This is a genomic window from Streptomyces sp. Z26 (genome assembly GCF_003665095.1).
Taxonomy (GTDB): domain Bacteria; phylum Actinomycetota; class Actinomycetes; order Streptomycetales; family Streptomycetaceae; genus Streptomyces; species Streptomyces phytohabitans.
Map to the genome: position 1 here is coordinate 4,077,844 of NZ_RCHV01000002.1, position 18,352 is coordinate 4,096,195.

General features: G+C 68.3%; 32 protein-coding genes. 31 read left to right on the plus strand and 1 reads right to left on the minus strand.

Features of this window, described 5'->3' with window-relative positions:
* Positions 1-109: 109 nt before the first annotated feature.
* The 31 genes from rpsJ (at position 110) to truA (ending at position 17,437) form a co-directional block, all read left to right on the plus strand.
* A complete protein-coding gene (gene rpsJ / locus D7M15_RS18115) occupies positions 110-418 on the plus strand; it encodes a 30S ribosomal protein S10 (RefSeq protein ID WP_016909683.1) in 309 nt (102 codons plus the stop codon).
* Positions 419-432: 14 nt separating this feature from the next.
* Positions 433-1,077, plus strand: coding sequence for a 50S ribosomal protein L3 (gene rplC, locus D7M15_RS18120; RefSeq protein WP_121518470.1), 645 nt, complete (start codon positions 433-435; stop codon positions 1,075-1,077).
* Positions 1,078-1,084: 7 nt separating this feature from the next.
* Positions 1,085-1,759, plus strand: a complete 675-nt coding sequence (gene rplD / locus D7M15_RS18125) for a 50S ribosomal protein L4 (protein ID WP_121518471.1) — start codon at positions 1,085-1,087, stop codon at positions 1,757-1,759.
* Positions 1,759-2,094, plus strand: coding sequence for a 50S ribosomal protein L23 (rplW, locus tag D7M15_RS18130; RefSeq protein ID WP_121518472.1), 336 nt, complete (start codon positions 1,759-1,761; stop codon positions 2,092-2,094). The genes rplD and rplW overlap by 1 nt, the downstream gene beginning before the upstream one ends.
* A 39-nt stretch (positions 2,095-2,133) precedes the next feature.
* Complete coding sequence (gene rplB / locus D7M15_RS18135; RefSeq protein WP_121518473.1) at positions 2,134-2,970, plus strand: 50S ribosomal protein L2; 837 nt, start codon at positions 2,134-2,136, stop codon at positions 2,968-2,970.
* Positions 2,971-2,984: 14 nt separating this feature from the next.
* Positions 2,985-3,266, plus strand: a complete 282-nt coding sequence (rpsS, locus tag D7M15_RS18140) for a 30S ribosomal protein S19 (protein WP_121518474.1) — start codon at positions 2,985-2,987, stop codon at positions 3,264-3,266.
* 40 nt (positions 3,267-3,306) lie between these two features.
* Positions 3,307-3,654 carry a 50S ribosomal protein L22 gene (gene rplV / locus D7M15_RS18145; protein WP_121518475.1) on the plus strand — a complete coding sequence of 116 codons (348 nt, stop codon included), beginning with the start codon at positions 3,307-3,309 and terminating at the stop codon, positions 3,652-3,654.
* Positions 3,654-4,502 carry a 30S ribosomal protein S3 gene (gene rpsC, locus D7M15_RS18150; RefSeq protein ID WP_121518476.1) on the plus strand — a complete coding sequence of 283 codons (849 nt, stop codon included), beginning with the start codon at positions 3,654-3,656 and terminating at the stop codon, positions 4,500-4,502. The genes rplV and rpsC overlap by 1 nt, the downstream gene beginning before the upstream one ends.
* A 3-nt stretch (positions 4,503-4,505) precedes the next feature.
* Entirely contained in the window at positions 4,506-4,925 is a 420-nt protein-coding gene (gene rplP, locus D7M15_RS18155) for a 50S ribosomal protein L16 (RefSeq protein WP_121518477.1), read from the plus strand.
* The gene (gene rpmC, locus D7M15_RS18160) at positions 4,925-5,149 is read left to right on the plus strand and encodes a 50S ribosomal protein L29 (protein WP_121518478.1); all 225 of its coding nucleotides are present in this window, start codon (positions 4,925-4,927) and stop codon (positions 5,147-5,149) included. Before rplP ends, rpmC begins: the two co-directional genes overlap by 1 nt.
* Entirely contained in the window at positions 5,149-5,436 is a 288-nt protein-coding gene (gene rpsQ, locus D7M15_RS18165) for a 30S ribosomal protein S17 (RefSeq protein WP_121518479.1), read from the plus strand. Before rpmC ends, rpsQ begins: the two co-directional genes overlap by 1 nt.
* Before the next feature lie 116 nt (positions 5,437-5,552).
* Entirely contained in the window at positions 5,553-5,921 is a 369-nt protein-coding gene (gene rplN, locus D7M15_RS18170) for a 50S ribosomal protein L14 (protein ID WP_027749269.1), read from the plus strand.
* Positions 5,921-6,244: a 50S ribosomal protein L24 gene (gene rplX / locus D7M15_RS18175; protein ID WP_121518480.1), complete on the plus strand. Its 324-nt coding sequence runs from the start codon at positions 5,921-5,923 to the stop codon at positions 6,242-6,244. Before rplN ends, rplX begins: the two co-directional genes overlap by 1 nt.
* Positions 6,244-6,804, plus strand: coding sequence for a 50S ribosomal protein L5 (rplE, locus tag D7M15_RS18180; RefSeq protein WP_121518481.1), 561 nt, complete (start codon positions 6,244-6,246; stop codon positions 6,802-6,804). Before rplX ends, rplE begins: the two co-directional genes overlap by 1 nt.
* 2 nt (positions 6,805-6,806) lie before the next feature.
* The gene (locus tag D7M15_RS18185; protein WP_016473415.1) at positions 6,807-6,992 is read left to right on the plus strand and encodes a type Z 30S ribosomal protein S14; all 186 of its coding nucleotides are present in this window, start codon (positions 6,807-6,809) and stop codon (positions 6,990-6,992) included.
* A 218-nt stretch (positions 6,993-7,210) separates the two neighbouring features.
* Positions 7,211-7,609, plus strand: coding sequence for a 30S ribosomal protein S8 (rpsH, locus tag D7M15_RS18190; RefSeq protein ID WP_121518482.1), 399 nt, complete (start codon positions 7,211-7,213; stop codon positions 7,607-7,609).
* 20 nt (positions 7,610-7,629) lie between these two features.
* A complete protein-coding gene (gene rplF, locus D7M15_RS18195) occupies positions 7,630-8,169 on the plus strand; it encodes a 50S ribosomal protein L6 (RefSeq protein WP_121518483.1) in 540 nt (179 codons plus the stop codon).
* 2 nt (positions 8,170-8,171) lie between these two features.
* Complete coding sequence (gene rplR / locus D7M15_RS18200; RefSeq protein WP_121518484.1) at positions 8,172-8,555, plus strand: 50S ribosomal protein L18; 384 nt, start codon at positions 8,172-8,174, stop codon at positions 8,553-8,555.
* A 35-nt stretch (positions 8,556-8,590) separates the two neighbouring features.
* Positions 8,591-9,193, plus strand: coding sequence for a 30S ribosomal protein S5 (gene rpsE, locus D7M15_RS18205; RefSeq protein ID WP_121518485.1), 603 nt, complete (start codon positions 8,591-8,593; stop codon positions 9,191-9,193).
* Complete coding sequence (gene rpmD / locus D7M15_RS18210; RefSeq protein WP_121518486.1) at positions 9,193-9,375, plus strand: 50S ribosomal protein L30; 183 nt, start codon at positions 9,193-9,195, stop codon at positions 9,373-9,375. The genes rpsE and rpmD overlap by 1 nt, the downstream gene beginning before the upstream one ends.
* Position 9,376: 1 nt before the next feature.
* Complete coding sequence (gene rplO, locus D7M15_RS18215) at positions 9,377-9,841, plus strand: 50S ribosomal protein L15 (protein WP_121518487.1); 465 nt, start codon at positions 9,377-9,379, stop codon at positions 9,839-9,841.
* 161 nt (positions 9,842-10,002) lie between these two features.
* Positions 10,003-11,316 (plus strand): preprotein translocase subunit SecY, encoded by a 1,314-nt coding sequence (secY, locus tag D7M15_RS18220; protein ID WP_121518488.1) that lies wholly within the window; start codon positions 10,003-10,005, stop codon positions 11,314-11,316.
* Positions 11,316-11,966, plus strand: a complete 651-nt coding sequence (locus D7M15_RS18225; RefSeq protein WP_121518489.1) for an adenylate kinase — start codon at positions 11,316-11,318, stop codon at positions 11,964-11,966. Before secY ends, D7M15_RS18225 begins: the two co-directional genes overlap by 1 nt.
* A gap of 122 nt (positions 11,967-12,088) precedes the next feature.
* Entirely contained in the window at positions 12,089-12,925 is an 837-nt protein-coding gene (gene map / locus D7M15_RS18230; protein WP_121518490.1) for a type I methionyl aminopeptidase, read from the plus strand.
* 212 nt (positions 12,926-13,137) lie between these two features.
* Entirely contained in the window at positions 13,138-13,359 is a 222-nt protein-coding gene (infA, locus tag D7M15_RS18235; protein ID WP_003948620.1) for a translation initiation factor IF-1, read from the plus strand.
* 60 nt (positions 13,360-13,419) lie between these two features.
* Entirely contained in the window at positions 13,420-13,533 is a 114-nt protein-coding gene (rpmJ, locus tag D7M15_RS18240; RefSeq protein WP_003956441.1) for a 50S ribosomal protein L36, read from the plus strand.
* Positions 13,534-13,741: 208 nt separating this feature from the next.
* Positions 13,742-14,122 carry a 30S ribosomal protein S13 gene (rpsM, locus tag D7M15_RS18245; RefSeq protein ID WP_121518491.1) on the plus strand — a complete coding sequence of 127 codons (381 nt, stop codon included), beginning with the start codon at positions 13,742-13,744 and terminating at the stop codon, positions 14,120-14,122.
* Positions 14,123-14,189: 67 nt separating this feature from the next.
* Positions 14,190-14,594, plus strand: coding sequence for a 30S ribosomal protein S11 (gene rpsK / locus D7M15_RS18250; RefSeq protein WP_016473404.1), 405 nt, complete (start codon positions 14,190-14,192; stop codon positions 14,592-14,594).
* A 169-nt stretch (positions 14,595-14,763) separates the two neighbouring features.
* A complete protein-coding gene (locus D7M15_RS18255; RefSeq protein WP_121518492.1) occupies positions 14,764-15,786 on the plus strand; it encodes a DNA-directed RNA polymerase subunit alpha in 1,023 nt (340 codons plus the stop codon).
* A 133-nt stretch (positions 15,787-15,919) separates the two neighbouring features.
* Positions 15,920-16,453 (plus strand): 50S ribosomal protein L17, encoded by a 534-nt coding sequence (gene rplQ / locus D7M15_RS18260; RefSeq protein WP_121518493.1) that lies wholly within the window; start codon positions 15,920-15,922, stop codon positions 16,451-16,453.
* A 90-nt stretch (positions 16,454-16,543) separates the two neighbouring features.
* The gene (gene truA / locus D7M15_RS18265; RefSeq protein WP_121518494.1) at positions 16,544-17,437 is read left to right on the plus strand and encodes a tRNA pseudouridine(38-40) synthase TruA; all 894 of its coding nucleotides are present in this window, start codon (positions 16,544-16,546) and stop codon (positions 17,435-17,437) included.
* A gap of 55 nt (positions 17,438-17,492) precedes the next feature.
* On the opposite strand, the gene D7M15_RS18270 is transcribed toward truA, so the two are convergent.
* On the minus strand, positions 17,493-18,326 hold the full coding sequence (locus D7M15_RS18270; RefSeq protein ID WP_206337382.1) for a hypothetical protein: 834 nt from the start codon (positions 18,324-18,326) through the stop codon (positions 17,493-17,495).
* Between the last annotated feature and the right edge of the window lie 26 nt (positions 18,327-18,352).

Genomic DNA, 18,352 nt, shown 5'->3' on the forward strand with positions numbered 1-18,352 from the left:
ATGCGACACGCCCGACCGCGTGGGTCGGACGAGTCGGTACGGAGGGCCGTACGGCGGAGGCACCCGCGGGTTCCAGGGCGTTTACGAGAGACAGGACTACGAAGTAGCCATGGCGGGACAGAAGATCCGCATCCGGCTCAAGGCCTACGACCACGAGGTCATCGACAACTCGGCGAAGAAGATCGTCGAGACGGTGACCCGCACTGGTGCGTCGGTCGCGGGCCCGGTGCCGCTGCCCACAGAGAAGAACGTGTACTGCGTCATCAAGTCGCCGCACAAGTACAAGGACGCGCGCGAGCACTTCGAGATGCGTACGCACAAGCGGCTGATCGACATCCTCGACCCGACCCCCAAGACCGTTGACTCGTTGATGCGCCTGGACCTCCCGGCCGGCGTCGACATCGAGATCAAGCTCTGAGAGGCGCGGAAGAGATGGCAAAGCAGATCAAGGGTGTCCTGGGCGAAAAGCTCGGCATGACCCAGGTCTGGGACGAGAACAACCGTGTCGTCCCCGTGACCGTGGTCAAGGCCGGCCCCTGTGTCGTCACCCAGGTGCGCACCAATGACAAGGACGGCTACGACGCCGTCCAGATCGCCTTCGGCGAGATCGACCCGCGCAAGGTGAACAAGCCCCTCAAGGGTCACTTCGCCAAGGCCGACGTCACCCCCCGCCGCCACCTCGTGGAGCTCCGCACCGCGGACGCCAGCGAGTACACGCTCGGCCAGGAAGTCACCGCCGAGGTCTTCGGCTCCGGCATCAAGGTCGACGTCACCGGCAAGAGCAAGGGCAAGGGCTTCGCCGGCGGCATGAAGCGTCACGGCTTCCGTGGCGGCAAGGCCTCGCACGGTGCCCACCGCGTGCACCGCAAGCCCGGCTCCATCGGCGGCTGCGCGACCCCCGGTCGTGTCTTCAAGGGCACCCGGATGGCCGGCCGCATGGGCAACGAGCGGGTCACCACCCAGAACCTGACCGTCCACGCCGTTGACGCGGAGAAGGGCCTGCTGCTCATCAAGGGCGCGGTTCCTGGTCCGAACGGCGGCCTCGTCCTGGTCCGCAGCGCGGCCAAGGGGGCTTGAGGGAACCATGAGCACGATTGACATCCTTTCGCCGGCCGGCGACAAGGCCGGGACCGTCGAGCTCCCCGCGGAGATCTTCGACGTGCAGGTCAGCGTTCCGCTGATCCACCAGGTCGTCGTCGCCCAGCTGGCCGCTGCCCGCCAGGGCACGCACAAGACCAAGACGCGTGGCGAGGTCCGCGGCGGTGGCAAGAAGCCGTACCGCCAGAAGGGCACCGGCCGCGCCCGCCAGGGCTCGACCCGCGCGCCGCAGTTCGCCGGTGGTGGCGTCGTGCACGGTCCCGTGCCGCGTGACTACTCGCAGCGGACGCCGAAGAAGATGAAGGCCGCCGCGCTCCGCGGTGCCCTCTCGGACCGCGCGCGTCACGACCGCGTCCACGTCGTCTCCGGCGTGGTCGGGAGCGACATCTCCACGAAGGCCGCCCGTGAGTTCCTCGGCAAGGTCAGCGAGCGCAAGAACGTGCTCCTGGTCGTCGAGCGCACGGACGAGGCCGCGTGGCTCTCCGCCCGCAACCTGCCCCAGGTGCACCTCCTGGAGCCGGGCCAGCTGAACACGTACGACGTGCTCGTCTCCGACGACGTGGTCTTCACCAAGGCCGCCTACGACACGTTCGTGGCCGGGCCCGTGAAGGGCGGCAAGGCCGTCGCGACCGAGGTCGAGCTCGAAGGGAGCGACGCCTGATGAGCGACACCGCAGTCAAGACCACGGTCACCAGCAAGACGTACACGGACCCCCGTGACGTGCTGATCAAGCCGGTGGTCTCCGAGAAGAGCTACGCGCTGCTGGACGAGAACAAGTACACGTTCATCGTCGACCCCCGTGCGAACAAGACCCAGATCAAGCAGGCCGTCGAGGCCATCTTCTCGGTCAAGGTCTCCGGGGTGAACACGATCAACCGGCAGGGCAAGCGCAAGCGCACCCGCACCGGTTACGGGAAGCGTGCCGACACCAAGCGCGCCATCGTGACCCTCGCCGAGGGCGACCGCATCGACATCTTCGGCGGCCCGACCTCCTGACGGAGGTCTGGTCGTCCGATATCGGACGAGGACTGAGAAATGGGTATCCGCAAGTACAAGCCGACGACCCCGGGCCGTCGTGGCTCCAGCGTCGCCGACTTCGTCGAGATCACGCGGTCCACGCCGGAGAAGTCGCTGGTCCGCCCGCTGCACAGCAAGGGCGGCCGTAACAACGCCGGTCGTGTGACCGTCCGCCACCAGGGCGGTGGCCACAAGCGCGCCTACCGTGTCATCGACTTCCGTCGCCATGACAAGGACGGCGTGCCCGCGAAGGTCGCGCACATCGAGTACGACCCGAACCGCACCGCGCGCATCGCGCTGCTGCACTACGTCGACGGCGAGAAGCGCTACATCCTCGCGCCGGCCGGCCTGAAGCAGGGCGACCGCGTCGAGAACGGTCCGGGCGCCGACATCAAGCCGGGCAACAACCTGGCGCTGCGCAACATCCCCGTCGGTACGACGCTGCACGCCATCGAGCTGCAGCCGGGCGGCGGCGCCAAGTTCGCGCGCAGCGCGGGCGCTTCGGTGCAGCTGCTGGCGAAGGAGGGCCGCATGGCCCACCTGCGCATGCCGTCCGGTGAGATCCGGCTGGTCGACGTCCGCTGCCGCGCCACCGTCGGCGAGGTCGGCAACGCCGAGCAGTCGAACATCAACTGGGGCAAGGCCGGCCGTATGCGCTGGAAGGGCGTCCGCCCGACCGTCCGCGGTGTGGTCATGAACCCGATCGACCACCCGCACGGTGGTGGTGAGGGTCGTACCTCCGGTGGTCGTCACCCGGTGTCGCCGTGGGGCCAGAAGGAGGGGCGTACGCGCTCCCCGAAGAAGGCCAGCAACAAGTACATCGTCCGTCGCCGCAAGACGAACAAGAAGCGCTAGGAGACGGTTCTCAGATGCCGCGCAGTCTCAAGAAAGGGCCCTTCGTCGACGACCACCTGAGCAAGAAGGTGGACACGCAGAACGAAGCAGGCACGAAGAACGTCATCAAGACCTGGTCCCGGCGCTCGATGATCGTCCCGGCGATGCTCGGACACACGATCGCGGTGCACGACGGCCGCAAGCACATCCCGGTGTTCATCAACGAGTCGATGGTCGGCCACAAGCTCGGCGAGTTCGCGCCGACCCGCACCTTCCGCGGCCACGTCAAGGACGACCGCAAGTCGCGGCGTCGCTGACCGGGGTGAACCGACTATGACTGACACCGAAGGGACAACCATGGAAGCCAGGGCCCAGGCGCGTTTCGTGCGCGTCACGCCCATGAAGGCCCGCCGCGTGGTGGACCTTGTCCGTGGCATGGACGCCACGGAGGCCCAGGCGGTCCTGCGCTTCGCCCCGCAGGCCGCCAGTGTGACCGTCGGCAAGGTGCTGGACAGCGCCATCGCCAACGCCGCGCACAACTACGACCACACCGACGCCGACAGCCTCTTCATCTCCGAGGCGTACGTCGACGAGGGTCCGACCCTGAAGCGGTTCCGGCCGCGCGCCCAGGGCCGCGCCTACCGGATCCGTAAGCGGACCAGCCACATCACGGTGGTCGTCAGCAGCAAGGAAGGAACCCGGTAATGGGTCAGAAAGTCAACCCGCACGGGTTCCGACTCGGCATCACCACGGACTTCAAGTCCCGGTGGTACGCCGACAAGCTGTACAAGGACTACGTCAAGGAAGACGTCGCGATCCGTCGCATGCTCACGCAGGGCATGGAGCGGGCCGGCATCTCCAAGGTGGAGATCGAGCGCACCCGTGACCGGGTCCGCGTCGACGTCCACACCGCCCGGCCGGGCATCGTCATCGGCCGCCGCGGCGCGGAGGCCGACCGCCTCCGCGGGAACCTGGAGAAGCTGACCGGCAAGCAGATCCAGTTCAACATCCTCGAGGTCAAGAACCCGGAGACGGACGCTCAGCTGGTGGCCCAGGCCGTCGCCGAGCAGCTGTCCTCCCGCGTCTCCTTCCGTCGTGCGATGCGCAAGAGCATGCAGACCACGATGAAGGCCGGCGCCAAGGGCATCAAGATCCAGTGCGGTGGCCGTCTCGGCGGCGCCGAGATGTCCCGCTCGGAGTTCTACCGCGAGGGCCGCGTGCCCCTGCACACGCTCCGCGCGAACGTCGACTACGGCTTCTTCGAGGCCAAGACGACCTTCGGCCGTATCGGCGTGAAGGTCTGGATCTACAAGGGCGACGTCAAGAACATCGCTGAGGTCCGTGCCGAGAACGCCGCGGCCCGCGCGGGCAACCGCCCGTCGCGTGGTGGCGGTGGCGGCGGCGCCGAGCGTCCCCGCCGCGGCGGCGAGCGCGGTGGCCGCGGTCGCAAGCCCCAGCAGGCCCAGGCTGACGCGGCCCCCAAGGCCGAGGCTGCGGCCGCACCGGCCGCCGACGCCGCTGGTTCGTCCGGCTCTGCCGGAAAGGAGTCCTGACCAATGCTGATCCCGCGCAGGGTAAAGCACCGCAAGCAGCACCACCCGAAGCGCAGCGGCATGGCCAAGGGTGGTACGGAGCTTGCGTTCGGCGAGTACGGCATCCAGGCCGTCACCGCCGCGTACGTGACGAACCGGCAGATCGAGGCCGCTCGTATCTCCATGACCCGGCACATCAAGCGTGGCGGCAAGGTGTGGATCAACATCTACCCCGACCGCCCGCTGACGAAGAAGCCCGCCGAGACCCGCATGGGTTCCGGTAAGGGTTCGCCGGAGTGGTGGATCGCGAACGTCAAGCCGGGACGGGTGATGTTCGAGCTGTCGTACCCGAACGAGAAGATTGCCAAGGAGGCGCTCATCCGCGCCGCCCACAAGCTTCCGATGAAGTGCCGGATCGTGCGGCGCGAGGCAGGTGAGTCGTGATGGCGGCCGGAACGAAGGCGACCGAGCTGCGTGAGCTCGGCGACGAGGAGCTCCTCGGCAAGCTTCGCGAGGCCAAGGAGGAGCTGTTCAACCTCCGCTTCCAGGCGGCGACGGGGCAGCTCGAGAACCACGGTCGGCTGAAGGCCGTCCGGAAGGACATCGCGCGGATCTACACCCTGATGCGCGAGCGTGAGCTGGGCATCGAGACGGTGGAGAGCGCCTGATGAGCGAGACGAACGTGACTGAGACACAGCAGCAGAGCCGCGGCTTCCGCAAGACCCGCGAGGGCCTCGTCGTCAGCGACAAGATGGACAAGACCGTCGTCGTCGCCGTCGAGGACCGCGTGAAGCACGCGCTGTACGGCAAGGTCATCCGCCGTACGAACAAGCTCAAGGCGCACGACGAGCAGAACGCCGCGGGTGTCGGCGACCGCGTCCTCCTGATGGAGACCCGGCCGCTGTCCGCCTCGAAGCGCTGGCGCATCGTCGAGATCCTCGAGAAGGCCAAGTAGGCGCTCCCGCAAGGGAGTTCCGACACATTCGTCCTGGGGTTCCCCAGGAGTGTTCCGCCAGGCTCGGCGGGGTGCGCGCACCCCGCCGGGAACCGGCAGACGATCAGGAGATAGACGTGATCCAGCAGGAGTCGCGGCTGCGTGTCGCCGACAACACGGGTGCGAAGGAGATTCTCACCATCCGTGTTCTCGGTGGTTCCGGCCGCCGCTACGCGGGCATCGGTGACGTCATTGTCGCTACCGTCAAGGACGCGATCCCCGGTGGGAACGTGAAAAAGGGCGACATCGTCAAGGCCGTCATCGTGCGCACCGTCAAGGAGCGCCGCCGTCCCGACGGCTCGTACATCCGCTTCGACGAGAACGCCGCCGTCATCCTCAAGGGCGACGGCGACCCCCGCGGCACCCGTATCTTCGGCCCGGTGGGCCGTGAGCTGCGCGAGAAGAAGTTCATGAGGATCATCTCGCTCGCGCCGGAGGTGCTGTGATGAAGATCAAGAAGGGCGACCTGGTCCAGGTCATCACCGGCAAGGACCGCGGCAAGCAGGGCAAGGTCATCGTGGCCTACCCCCGCGACAACCGCGTCCTGGTCGAGGGCGTCAACCGGGTCAAGAAGCACACCAAGGCCGGCCAGACCTCGCGGGGTTCGAAGACCGGCGGCATCGTGACGACCGAGGCCCCGGTCCACGTGAGCAACGTCCAGCTCGTCGTGGAGAAGGACGGCAAGAAGGTCGTGACGCGCGTCGGATACCGCTTCGACGACGACGGCAACAAGATCCGCGTTGCCAAGCGGACGGGTGAGGACATCTGATGACTGCCACCACCACTTCCCCGCGCCTGAAGCTGCGCTACCGCGAGGAGATCGCGGGCAAGCTGCGTGACGAGTTCAAGTACGAGAACGTCATGCAGACCCCGGGTCTCACCAAGATCGTGGTCAACATGGGTGTGGGCGACGCCGCCCGCGACTCCAAGTTGATGGACGGTGCCATCAAGGACCTCGCCACGATCACCGGTCAGAAGCCGGCCGTGACCAAGGCCCGCAAGTCCATCGCGCAGTTCAAGCTGCGTGAGGGCCAGCCGATCGGTGCGCACGTGACGCTGCGCGGCGACCGTATGTGGGAGTTCCTCGACCGTCTGCTGTCGCTCGCGCTCCCGCGCATCCGCGACTTCCGCGGTCTGTCGCCGAAGCAGTTCGACGGCAGGGGGAACTACACCTTCGGTCTCACCGAGCAGGTTATGTTCCACGAGATCGACCAGGACAAGATCGACCGGGTCCGGGGCATGGACATCACCGTGGTGACCACGGCGACCACCGACGACGAGGGTCGTGCCCTCCTCCGTCACCTCGGCTTCCCGTTCAAGGAGAACTGATCATGGCGAAGAAGGCTCTGATCTCCAAGGCCAGCCGCAAGCCGAAGTTCTCGGTGCGTGCGTACACGCGCTGCCAGCGCTGCGGCCGTCCCCACTCCGTCTACCGCAAGTTCGGCCTGTGCCGCGTGTGCCTTCGTGAGATGGCGCACCGCGGTGAACTGCCGGGCGTGACCAAGAGCTCCTGGTAATCCCGCGTCCCGCCGACACCTGTCGACCGAAGGCCACCCCAACGGGGCGGCGATCGGGAGACGGGTGGGCGGACCGCAGGACCAGCCAGGACTCTCGGTAAGCAGCAAGACAACGCTTACTACGCCGTAGGTCCCCGCATCGCACCCGTCCCGACTCAGCTCGGGGAGAGGGACGGCGCATACAGGAAACCCCGGCGAGAGAGGCCGAAGGCCAACACATGACCATGACCGATCCGATCGCAGACATGTTGACGCGTCTGCGAAACGCGAACTCGGCGTACCACGACGACGTCGTGATGCCGCACAGCAAGATCAAGTCGCACATCGCGGAGATCCTCCAGCAGGAGGGCTACATCACCGGCTGGAAGATCGAGGACGCGCCCGTGGGCAAGCACCTCGTCCTCGAGCTGAAGTTCGGCCCGAACCGCGAGCGCTCGATCGCCGGCATCAAGCGGATCTCGAAGCCGGGTCTGCGCGTGTACGCGAAGTCCACCAACCTGCCGAAGGTTCTCGGCGGCCTGGGCGTGGCGATCATCTCCACGTCCCACGGTCTCCTGACCGGCCAGCAGGCACAGAAGAAGGGCGTGGGCGGGGAAGTCCTCGCCTACGTCTGGTAGTCGGGAACGGAGGAACAGCAATGTCGCGAATCGGCAAGCTCCCCATTCAGGTTCCCGCCGGTGTGGACGTCACCATCGATGGCCAGACGGTCGCGGTGAAGGGCCCCAAGGGTTCCCTCACGCACACCGTCGCCGCTCCCATCGAGATCGCCAAGGGCGAGGACGGCGTACTCGCCGTCACGCGTCCCAACGATGAGAGCCGGAACAAGGCCCTGCACGGCCTGTCCCGCACGCTGGTGGCGAACATGATCACTGGCGTGACCCAGGGATTCAGCAAGAACCTCGAGATCAGCGGTGTCGGCTACCGCGTTCAGGCGAAGGGCTCCAACCTGGAGTTCGCGCTGGGCTACAGCCACCCGATCCTCATCGAGGCGCCCGAAGGCATCTCCTTCGCGGTCGAGTCCCCGACCAAGTTCAGCGTCCAGGGGATCGACAAGCAGAAGGTCGGCGAGGTCGCCGCGAACATCCGCAAGCTGCGGAAGCCCGACCCGTACAAGGCCAAGGGCGTCAAGTACGCGGGCGAGGTCATCCGCCGCAAGGTCGGAAAGGCTGGTAAGTAGCCATGGCATACGGCGTGAAGATCGCCAAGGGCGACGCGTACAAGCGTGCCGCCGCCAAGCGCCGCCACATCCGCATCCGCAAGAAGATCTCGGGCACGCCCGAGCGTCCGCGGCTGGTGGTGACGCGTTCCAACCGTCACATGGTGGCGCAGGTCATCGACGACATCGCGGGTCACACCGTGGCGTCGGCGTCGACCCTCGACGTCTCCATCCGCGGCGCCGAGGGCGCCAAGAGCGACCAGGCCAAGCAGGTCGGTGCGCTCGTCGCGGAACGTGCGAAGGCCGCTGGCGTGGAGGCGGTCGTGTTCGACCGCGGCGGCAACAAGTACGCGGGCCGTATCGCCGCGCTTGCCGACGCCGCACGCGAGGCCGGGCTCAAGTTCTGAGCGCGTTCCGTAGCTAGACGAGAGAGGTAATACCAATGGCTGGACCCCAGCGCCGCGGTGGCGGCGCCGGTGGCGGCGAGCGACGGGACCGCAAGGGCCGGGACGGCGGCGGTGCTGCCGAGAAGACCGCCTACGTCGAGCGTGTCGTCGCGATCAATCGCGTCGCCAAGGTTGTGAAGGGTGGTCGTCGCTTCAGCTTCACCGCGCTGGTCGTGGTGGGCGACGGCGACGGCACCGTCGGTGTCGGCTACGGCAAGGCCAAGGAGGTGCCGGCCGCCATCGCCAAGGGTGTCGAGGAGGCCAAGAAGCACTTCTTCAAGGTCCCCCGTATCCAGGGCACCATCCCGCACCCCATCCAGGGTGAGGAAGCCGCGGGTGTCGTGCTGCTCAAGCCGGCGTCGCCCGGTACCGGCGTGATCGCCGGTGGCCCGGTGCGTGCCGTGCTGGAGTGCGCGGGCATCCACGACGTGCTGAGCAAGTCGCTCGGCTCGTCGAACCCGATCAACATCGTGCACGCCACGCGCGCCGCGCTCCAGGGGCTCCAGCGCCCCGAGGAGATCGCCGCCCGCCGTGGCCTGCCGCTGGAGGACGTGGCCCCCGCCGCTCTGCTGCGGGCGCGTGCCGGGGTGAGTGCGTGATGGCTCGCCTCAAGATCACGCAGACGCGTTCCGTCATCGGGACCAAGCAGAACCACCGCGACACGCTGCGGACGCTCGGTCTGAAGCGTGTGAACGATGTCTCCGTACGGGAGGCCCGTCCCGAGGTCGTCGGCATGGTGCACACCGTCCGTCACCTCGTCACGGTCGAGGAGGTCGACTGACATGGCTGAGCCCCAGGGCAGCAAGCCGCTGAAGGTCCACAACCTCCGGCCGGCCCCCGGCGCCAAGACCGCCAAGACCCGTGTGGGCCGTGGTGAGGCGTCGAAGGGCAAGACGGCCGGTCGTGGCACCAAGGGCACGAAGGCGCGTTACCAGGTGCCGGAGCGCTTCGAGGGTGGGCAGATGCCGCTGCACATGCGGCTGCCCAAGCTCCGTGGCTTCCGCAACCCCGCGCACAAGCAGTTCCAGGTCGTGAACCTGGACAAGCTTGCCGAGCTGTTCCCGAAGGGTGGCGAGGTCACGAAGGACGACCTGGTCGCCAAGGGCGCGGTGCGCAAGAACGAGCTCGTGAAGGTGCTCGGTTCCGGCGACATCTCCGTCGCGGTGCAGGTCACCGTCGACAAGGTCTCCGGCTCCGCCAAGGAGAAGATCACCGCCGCGGGCGGCACCGTCACCGAACTCGGCTGAGTTCGTTGTCTGATCGGCCGGGGATGTCCTCTGAGGGCGTCCCCGGTTGGTCGTTCCACGGCGGGCATGGTCGCCGGTAAGGTGGCCTGCACTGTCGTATCCGTCGATCCTCAAGACCGTCACCTCTCGCGTAGTTGAGCGCGGGGGGCGCAGGAGGCACCGTGCTCACCGCGTTCGCCCGGGCGTTCCAGACGCCCGACCTGCGCAAGAAGCTGCTTTTCACGCTCGGCATCATCGTCCTCTTCAGGCTGGGGGCGCATGTCCCGGTGCCGGGCGTCAGCTTTGAGAACGTCAACCAGTGCATGGACGAGGCCGAGTCCAACAGCGGTCTCTTCGGTCTGGTGAACATGTTCAGCGGTGGCGCTCTGCTGCAGTTGACCATCTTCGCGCTCGGGATCATGCCGTACATCACGGCGAGCATCATCCTGCAGCTGCTGGTTGTCGTGATCCCGCGGCTGGAGGCCCTGAAGAAGGAGGGCTCCGCCGGGCAGGCGAAGATCACCCAGTACACCCGCTATCTGACCGTGGCGCTCGGCATCCTCCAGGCCACCGGCCTGGTCGCCACCGCCCGCAGCGGCACCCTCTTCCCGCAGTGCCAGGTCCGGGACGAGATCGTCCCCGACGACGGCGTGTTCACCACCATCACGATGGTGATCTGCATGACGTCCGGTACGGCGCTCATCATGTGGCTCGGCGAGCTGATCACGGACCGCGGTGTCGGCAACGGCATGTCGATCCTCATGTTCATCTCGATCGCCGCGGGCTTCCCCGGCGCGCTGTGGGCCATCAAGACCCAGGGCGAGCTGGCCGACGGCTGGATCGAGTTCGGCGCGGTCATCGTCTGCGGCCTGGCCATGGTCGCGCTCGTGGTCTTCGTCGAGCAGGCGCAACGGCGTATCCCCGTGCAGTACGCGAAACGGATGATCGGTCGGCGTTCGTACGGCGGCACCTCGACGTACATCCCGCTGAAGGTCAACCAGGCCGGTGTGATTCCCGTCATCTTCGCGTCGTCGCTGCTCTACATCCCGGCGCTCATCGTCCAGTTCAGCAACTCGCAGGCGGGTTGGGCGACTTGGATCCAGAAGAACATGGTCGCCGGGGACAGCCCGACGTACATCATCACGTACTTCCTGCTCATCGTGTTCTTCGCGTTCTTCTACGTCGCCATCTCCTTCAACCCCGAAGAAGTTGCCGACAACATGAAGAAGTATGGTGGCTTCATCCCGGGCATCCGGGCGGGACGCCCCACCGCGGAGTACCTGAGCTACGTGTTGAACCGCATCACGTGGCCCGGCTCCCTCTACCTGGGGTTGATCGCCCTGGTGCCCACCGTCGCGCTGATCACCCTCAACGCCAACCAGAACTTCCCGTTCGGAGGAACGAGCATCCTCATCATCGTGGGTGTCGGGCTTGAGACGGTGAAGCAGATCGAGAGCCAGCTTCAGCAGCGCCATTACGAAGGGTTCCTCCGCTGATGCGTATCGTCCTCGTCGGACCGCCGGGCGCGGGCAAGGGCACGCAGGCCGCGTACCTCGCCGAGAACCTGGCGATTCCGCACATCTCCACGGGTGACCTCTTCCGGGCCAACATCAGCCAGGGCACCGCCCTCGGCGTGCAGGCCAAGGAGTACATGAACGCGGGCCACCTGGTGCCCGACGAGGTCACCATCGGGATGGCCGAGGACCGTATGACGCAGGAGGACGCCGCGGGCGGCTTCCTCCTGGACGGCTTCCCCCGGAACATCGGGCAGGCCGAGGCGCTGGACGGCTTCCTGCGTACGCACGACCTGAAGCTGGACGCCGTCCTCGACCTGGAGGTCCCGGAGGACGAGGTCGTGAAGCGGATCGCCGGTCGGCGCATCTGCCGCAACGACAGCAGTCACGTCTACCACGCGGAGTACAGCAAGCCGAAGACCGAGGGCGTCTGCGACGACTGCGGTGGCGAGCTGTACCAGCGGGAGGACGACAGCGAGGAGACGGTCCGCAAGCGGCTGGCCGTCTACCACAGCGAGACCGAGCCGATCATCGACTACTACAAGGCCCAGGGCCTCGTGACCACCCTCTCCGCGCTCGGCGCGGTGCAGGAGGTCACGGCGCGGGCCATGCAGGCGATAGGTCGCGACTGAGCGTCCGCGCTCGGTCCCGTCGCAACGCCGTACGCCGTACGCCGCGCGGTCGTCCCGCCGGCGTACGGCGCGTGCGGTTCCTGAACAAGCAAGCTCGTTTTCGGTGCGGAGGCACGTCCGTCATGGTGGAGATCAAGACCCCGGAGCAGATCGCCAAGATGCGGGCGGCGGGGCTGGTCGTCGCCGCGATGCACCAGGCGTGCCGCGCGGCGGCCGTGCCCGGCGCCACGACCCGCGATCTCGACCAGGTCGCCGCCAAGGTGCTCGCCGACCACGGCGCGAAGCCCAACTTCCTCGGCTACGGCGGCTTCCCGGGCAACATCTGCACCTCCGTGAACGAGGTCGTGGTGCACGGCATCCCCGACGCGGAGACCGTTCTGGCCTCCGGTGACCTCATCTCCATCGACGCGGGCGCGATCGTCGACGGCTGGCACGGCGACGGTGCGATCACCGTGTTCGTCGGTGAGGGGCACGCGGCCGAACTGCACGAGCTCAGCCGTGTCACCGAGGAGTCCATGTGGGCCGGTGTCGCCGCGATGCGCAAGGGCAACCGGCTGGTGGACGTCTCGAAGGCGGTCGAGGGGTACGTACGGCGGCAGCCCCGCCCGGCCTCCGGCAAGTACGGCATCATCGAGGACTACGGCGGCCACGGCATCGGCTCCCAGATGCACATGGACCCGCACCTGCTGAACTACGTCGACCGGCGTCGCGGCCGGGGGCCCAAGCTGGTGCCGGGGATGTGCCTGGCGATCGAGCCCATGATCAGCCTGGGTACGGCGAAGACGCACGTGCTGGCCGACGAGTGGACCGTGAAGACGGACGACGGCAGCTGGTCCTCGCACTGGGAGCACTCCGTGGCGATCACGGAGGACGGCCCGCTGGTGCTCACCGCTCCGGACGGCGGCCGCGCGAAGCTCGCGGAGTACGGCGTGACGGCGGCGCCGGACCCGCTGGCGTAGGTCGCGGCGCGCGGCCGAGTCCCGTACGCGTTCCCGTACGCGCCGCGCTCCCCGTTCCGTCCGCCCCCCGGCTTAACGATCTTGAATCCGGGGGAGGTTACCCGATTTCCTCTTTCCGGATGGCCTGGCGTAGACTGGCTCGTCGGTCCCGGGCATGTTCGCGTGCCCTGGCCACCCCAGGTAGCCGATCCCGGAAGGTGAAGCGCTCAAGCATGGCCAAAAAACAAGGGGCCATCGAGATCGAGGGCACGGTCGTCGAGTCTCTCCCGAACGCAATGTTCAAGGTGGAGCTCCAGAACGGCCACCAGGTCCTCGCGCACATCAGCGGCAAGATGCGGATGCACTACATCCGTATCCTTCCCGACGACCGGGTCGTGGTGGAACTGTCCCCCTACGACCTGACTCGCGGGCGGATCGTCTACCGCTACAAGTAGATCTTGTCCGCGTCCCGTTCCCGCGGGGCGACGGGCACTGACCCGGAGAACCTCGATTTCATGAAGGTCAAGCCGAGCGTCAAGAAGATCTGCGACAAGTGCAAGGTGATCCGCCGTCACGGCCGGGTCATGGTCATCTGCGACAACCTGCGCCACAAGCAGCGCCAGGGCTGACGCAGCCGGACCCCCTCGCACTTCTCGCATTTCTCGCGCGACGCAAGTGAAAAGTACATACGCAGTCACCCGACCCACCGCTGTGATCCGTCACCGCCGGTGGGGACGACACCCCCGGTCGGAGGCCGGGGACCCGGCCCGTAATGCTGAAGGGTCTTACGGGAACGGTGCTGCGGAAGACCTCCGAACACCATCAGGAGCCACATCCATGGCACGCCTCGCAGGCGTTGACCTCCCGCGCGAGAAGCGCGTCGAGGTCGCCCTCACCTACGTCTTCGGCATCGGTCGCACCCTTGCCCAGCGGACCCTGAGCGAGACCGGCGTCAACCCGGACACCCGCGTACGGGACCTGGCCGAGGAAGACCTGGTCAAGCTCCGCGACTACGTGGACAACAACTTCCAGACCGAGGGCGACCTCCGCCGGGAGATCCAGGCCGACATCCGCCGCAAGGTCGAGATCGGCTGCTACGAGGGCCTGCGGCACCGCCGCGGTCTCCCCGTCCACGGTCAGCGGACGAAGACCAATGCCCGTACCCGCAAGGGTCCGCGTCGCGCGATCGCCGGCAAGAAGAAGCCGGGCAAGAAGTAGTCCGCAGCGGACACGCTCACCAGCGGTCCTGCTGTCGGACCGACCACCTCCACAGGAGTAAACGTATATGCCTCCCAAGGGCCGTACCGCGGGCGCCAAGAAGGTGCGCCGCAAGGAAAAGAAGAACGTCGCTCATGGGCACGCCCACATCAAGAGCACGTTCAACAACACCATCGTCTCGATCACGGACCCCACGGGCAACGTGATCTCCTGGGCCTCCGCCGGCCACGTCGGCTTCAAGGGCTCCCGCAAGTCGACGCCGTTCGCGGCGCAGATGGCCGCGGAGAACGCCGCCCGCCGCGCGCAGGAGCACGGCATGCGCAAGGTCGACGTCTTCGTGAAGGGCCCCGGTTCCGGCCGGGAGACCGCGATCCGTTCGCTCCAGGCGACGGGTCTTGAGGTCGGCTCGATCCAGGACGTCACCCCGACCCCGCACAACGGCTGCCGCCCCCCGAAGCGTCGCCGGGTCTGAGTCGGGAAGCACCTCCCTCCGGCCCCGCCGGAGGACCACCCCCGGGGTTCGTCCCGGGGGAGCAGTACGTACGAGGACGGGTGGTACGGCGGCCGGAGCGGCCGTGCCACCCGTACCCTTGCAGTACGGCATCAAATAGCGGTTGCCGAAGACTGGAGGCACATCTCTCATGCTGATCGCTCAGCGCCCCTCACTGACCGAAGAGGTCGTCGACGAGTTCCGTTCCCGGTTCGTGATCGAGCCGCTGGAGCCGGGCTTCGGCTACACCCTCGGCAACTCCCTGCGGCGTACGCTCCTCTCCTCGATCCCCGGTGCCGCCGTGACGAGCATCCGGGTCGACGGGGTCCTGCACGAGTTCACCACCGTGCCGGGCGTCAAGGAGGACGTCACCGACCTCATCCTCAACATCAAGAGCCTGGTCGTCTCCTCGGAGCACGACGAGCCCGTCGTGATGTACCTGCGCAAGCAGGGCCCCGGCCTGGTCACGGCCGCGGACATCGCGCCGCCCGCCGGTGTCGAGGTGCACAACCCGGACCTGGTCCTGGCCACGCTGAACGGCAAGGGCAAGCTGGAGATGGAGCTGACCGTCGAGCGCGGTCGCGGCTACGTCTCCGCCGTGCAGAACAAGCAGGTCGGCCAGGAGATCGGCCGTATCCCGGTCGACTCGATCTACTCGCCGGTGCTCAAGGTGACGTACAAGGTCGAGGCCACGCGTGTCGAGCAGCGCACCGACTTCGACAAGCTGATCGTCGACGTCGAGACCAAGCAGGCCATGCGTCCGCGTGACGCGATGGCGTCGGCGGGCAAGACCCTCGTCGAGCTGTTCGGCCTGGCGCGCGAGCTGAACGTCGACGCCGAGGGCATCGACATGGGCCCGTCCCCGACGGACGCCGCGCTCGCCGCCGATCTGGCGCTGCCGATCGAGGAGCTGGAGCTGACGGTCCGCTCCTACAACTGCCTGAAGCGCGAGGGCATCCACTCCGTGGGCGAGCTGGTGGCCCGCTCGGAGGCGGACCTGCTGGACATCCGCAACTTCGGCGCGAAGTCCATCGACGAGGTCAAGGCGAAGCTCGCCGGCATGGGCCTGGCCCTCAAGGACAGCCCGCCCGGATTCGACCCGACCGCCGCCGCCGACGCCTTCGGCGCGGACGACGACGCGGACCAGGGCTTCGTGGAGACCGAGCAGTACTGAGGCCGCCAGCGGCCCGCTGACGGGTTCGGGGCCACGCGGCCCCGGACCCGCCGCACGCTCCGGTTGGGCGTCCGCCCAACCGGCCTGACACCGGTACCTGATACGGCCGGTGCAGAGAACAAGGAGAAGCAAGATGCCGAAGCCCACGAAGGGCGCCCGTCTGGGCGGCAGCGCCTCGCACCAGAAGGCGATGCTGGGGAACCTGGCGACCAGCCTTTTCGAGCACGGCCGCATCACCACGACCGAGGCCAAGGCCCGCCGCCTGCGCCCGTTCGCGGAGCGTCTGATCACCAAGGCGAAGAAGGGCGACCTGCACAACCGTCGCCAGGTCATGCAGACGGTGCTCGACAAGAGCGTCGTGCACACCCTCTTCACCGAGATCGGCCCGCGCTACGAGAACCGGCCGGGCGGCTACACCCGTATCACCAAGATCGGTCCGCGCCGCGGGGACAACGCCCCCATGGCCGTGATCGAGCTGGTGGAGGCCCTGACCGTGCAGCAGCAGGCGGTCGGCGAGGCCGAGGCCGCGACGAAGCGCACGGCCAAGGACAAGGCGGGCGACGAGGCCGCGGCGGACCTGAAGAAGGACGCCGCCGCCGACGAGGCCGCCGAGTCGACCGACGCCGAGGGTTCCTCGGACGAGGCGAAGGACGCGAAGGACGCCTGACCGTCCCGTGTCCGCGCCGGAGGCCGGGTCCGCTCCCCAGGGAGCCGGGCCCGGCCTCCGCCGTTCCCGTGGGGTGAGAGGATCGGTCGCGTGAGTGACGAGGTGGAGCCCGGTCTCGTACGGGTGCGACTGGACCTTTCGTACGACGGCGCGGGCTTCTCCGGCTGGGCGCGTCAGCGCAACCGCCGTACCGTCCAGGAGGAGTTGGAGGAGGCGCTGCGCGTGGTCCTGCGCCTGGACGCGTCCCCGGACCTGACGGTCGCGGGCCGTACGGACGCGGGGGTGCACGCGCGCGGGCAGGTGGCGCACGTGGACCTGCCGGAGGCCGTGTGGGCGGAGCAGGGCGGGCAGTTGCGCCGCAGGCTGGCGGGGCGGCTGCCGATGGACGTACGGGTGCACCGGGTCGCCGAGGCGCCCGCGCACTTCAACGCCCGCTTCTCCGCGGTGTGGCGGCGCTACGCGTACCGCGTCTGCGACCACCCGGCCGGGGTCGACCCGCTGCTGCGGGGCCATGTGCTGTGGCACAACTGGCCGTTGGATCTGGACGCGATGAACGCCGCCGCCGAACGCCTCCTGGGTGAGCACGACTTCGCGGCCTTCTGCAAGCGGCGCGAGGGCGCCACCACGATCCGTACGCTGCGCGCGCTGCGCTGGGAACGCCGTACGGACGGGGTGCTGGAGGCGACGGTGCGGGCGGACGCGTTCTGCCACAACATGGTGCGGGCGCTGGTCGGCGCGATGCTGTTCGTCGGTGACGGGCACCGCCCGGCGACGTGGCCGCGCGAGGTGCTGGCGGCGGGCGTACGGGACTCGGCGGTGCAGGTCGTACGGCCGCACGGGCTGACGCTGGAAGAGGTCGGCTACCCGGCGGACGGGGAGCTGGCGGCGCGGAACGCGGCGGCGCGGAACAGGCGGGTGCTGCCGCTGGAGCCGGTGGCGGGACCGGGCGGCGGCGGTACGGGCGCTGGCGCGGGCTGCTGCTGAGCGACGGGCCGTACGCGGGGGCCGTACGCGCGGCGGGTGCCCGTACGGCGGGCGGTCAGCGCGCGGCGTCCGCGGCGGACTGGTCCTTGCCGCGCTGGAGGATGCGCTCGTAGCCGTACGCGGAGCCGTCGAGGGCGGCCTGCTTGGCGGGCTCGTCGGCGTCGCCCGCCGGTTTGCCGTCGGTGTGGCCCGCGATGGTGAAGAAGGCGTACCGGCCGAGGGAGTTGACGGTCGTACGGCAGGTCACGCTGCGGCAGAAGTCCTTCACGTTGCCGCCGGGCAGGGACGCGACGTTCGGCTGGTAGCCGCTCTTCACGGCCGCCGCGTCGGCCTTCGAGTCGAAGACGCCGACGCCGAGGGTGAACGCGAGGCCCTGCCGTACGTACGTGGCGCGCAGGAACCGCTGGCAGTCGTTGGCCGCCAGCACCGGGCGGAGGCCGCCGATGGCGCCGGGCGCGCACTCCGGGGAGGCGTCGGTCGAGACACGGGCGTACCGGCGGCCGTCGACGGCGGCTATCTCGTCCGGGAACAGGGTCTTCTCGGTGAGCGGCGCGGTGTCCTTGCGCGGGTCGTTCAGGAAGTCCTGCGGCGGCGCGGGCGGGCGGTCCTCCTTGAAGGACGGCTCGGGCTGGCCGGGCCCCTCGGAGGGCTTCTCCGGGCTCGGAAGCGAACTCGACGCGTCGTCCCCGGAGTCGTCGCCCCCGCCCGCCACCGCCACGGCGACGATCCCGGCGACCGCGACCGTGGCCAGCGCACCGGCGCCGACCAGCACCCGGCGTCTGCGACGGCTGTGCCGACGCGCCGACTCGTCGGCGAGCGCCGCCCAGTCGGGCGTGGGTCCGCCCCCGTTCCCCGGGCCCCACTCGGGACCCCCCTGCCCAAAGCTCATATCTCGCATCCTAGACGGCCCCGGGA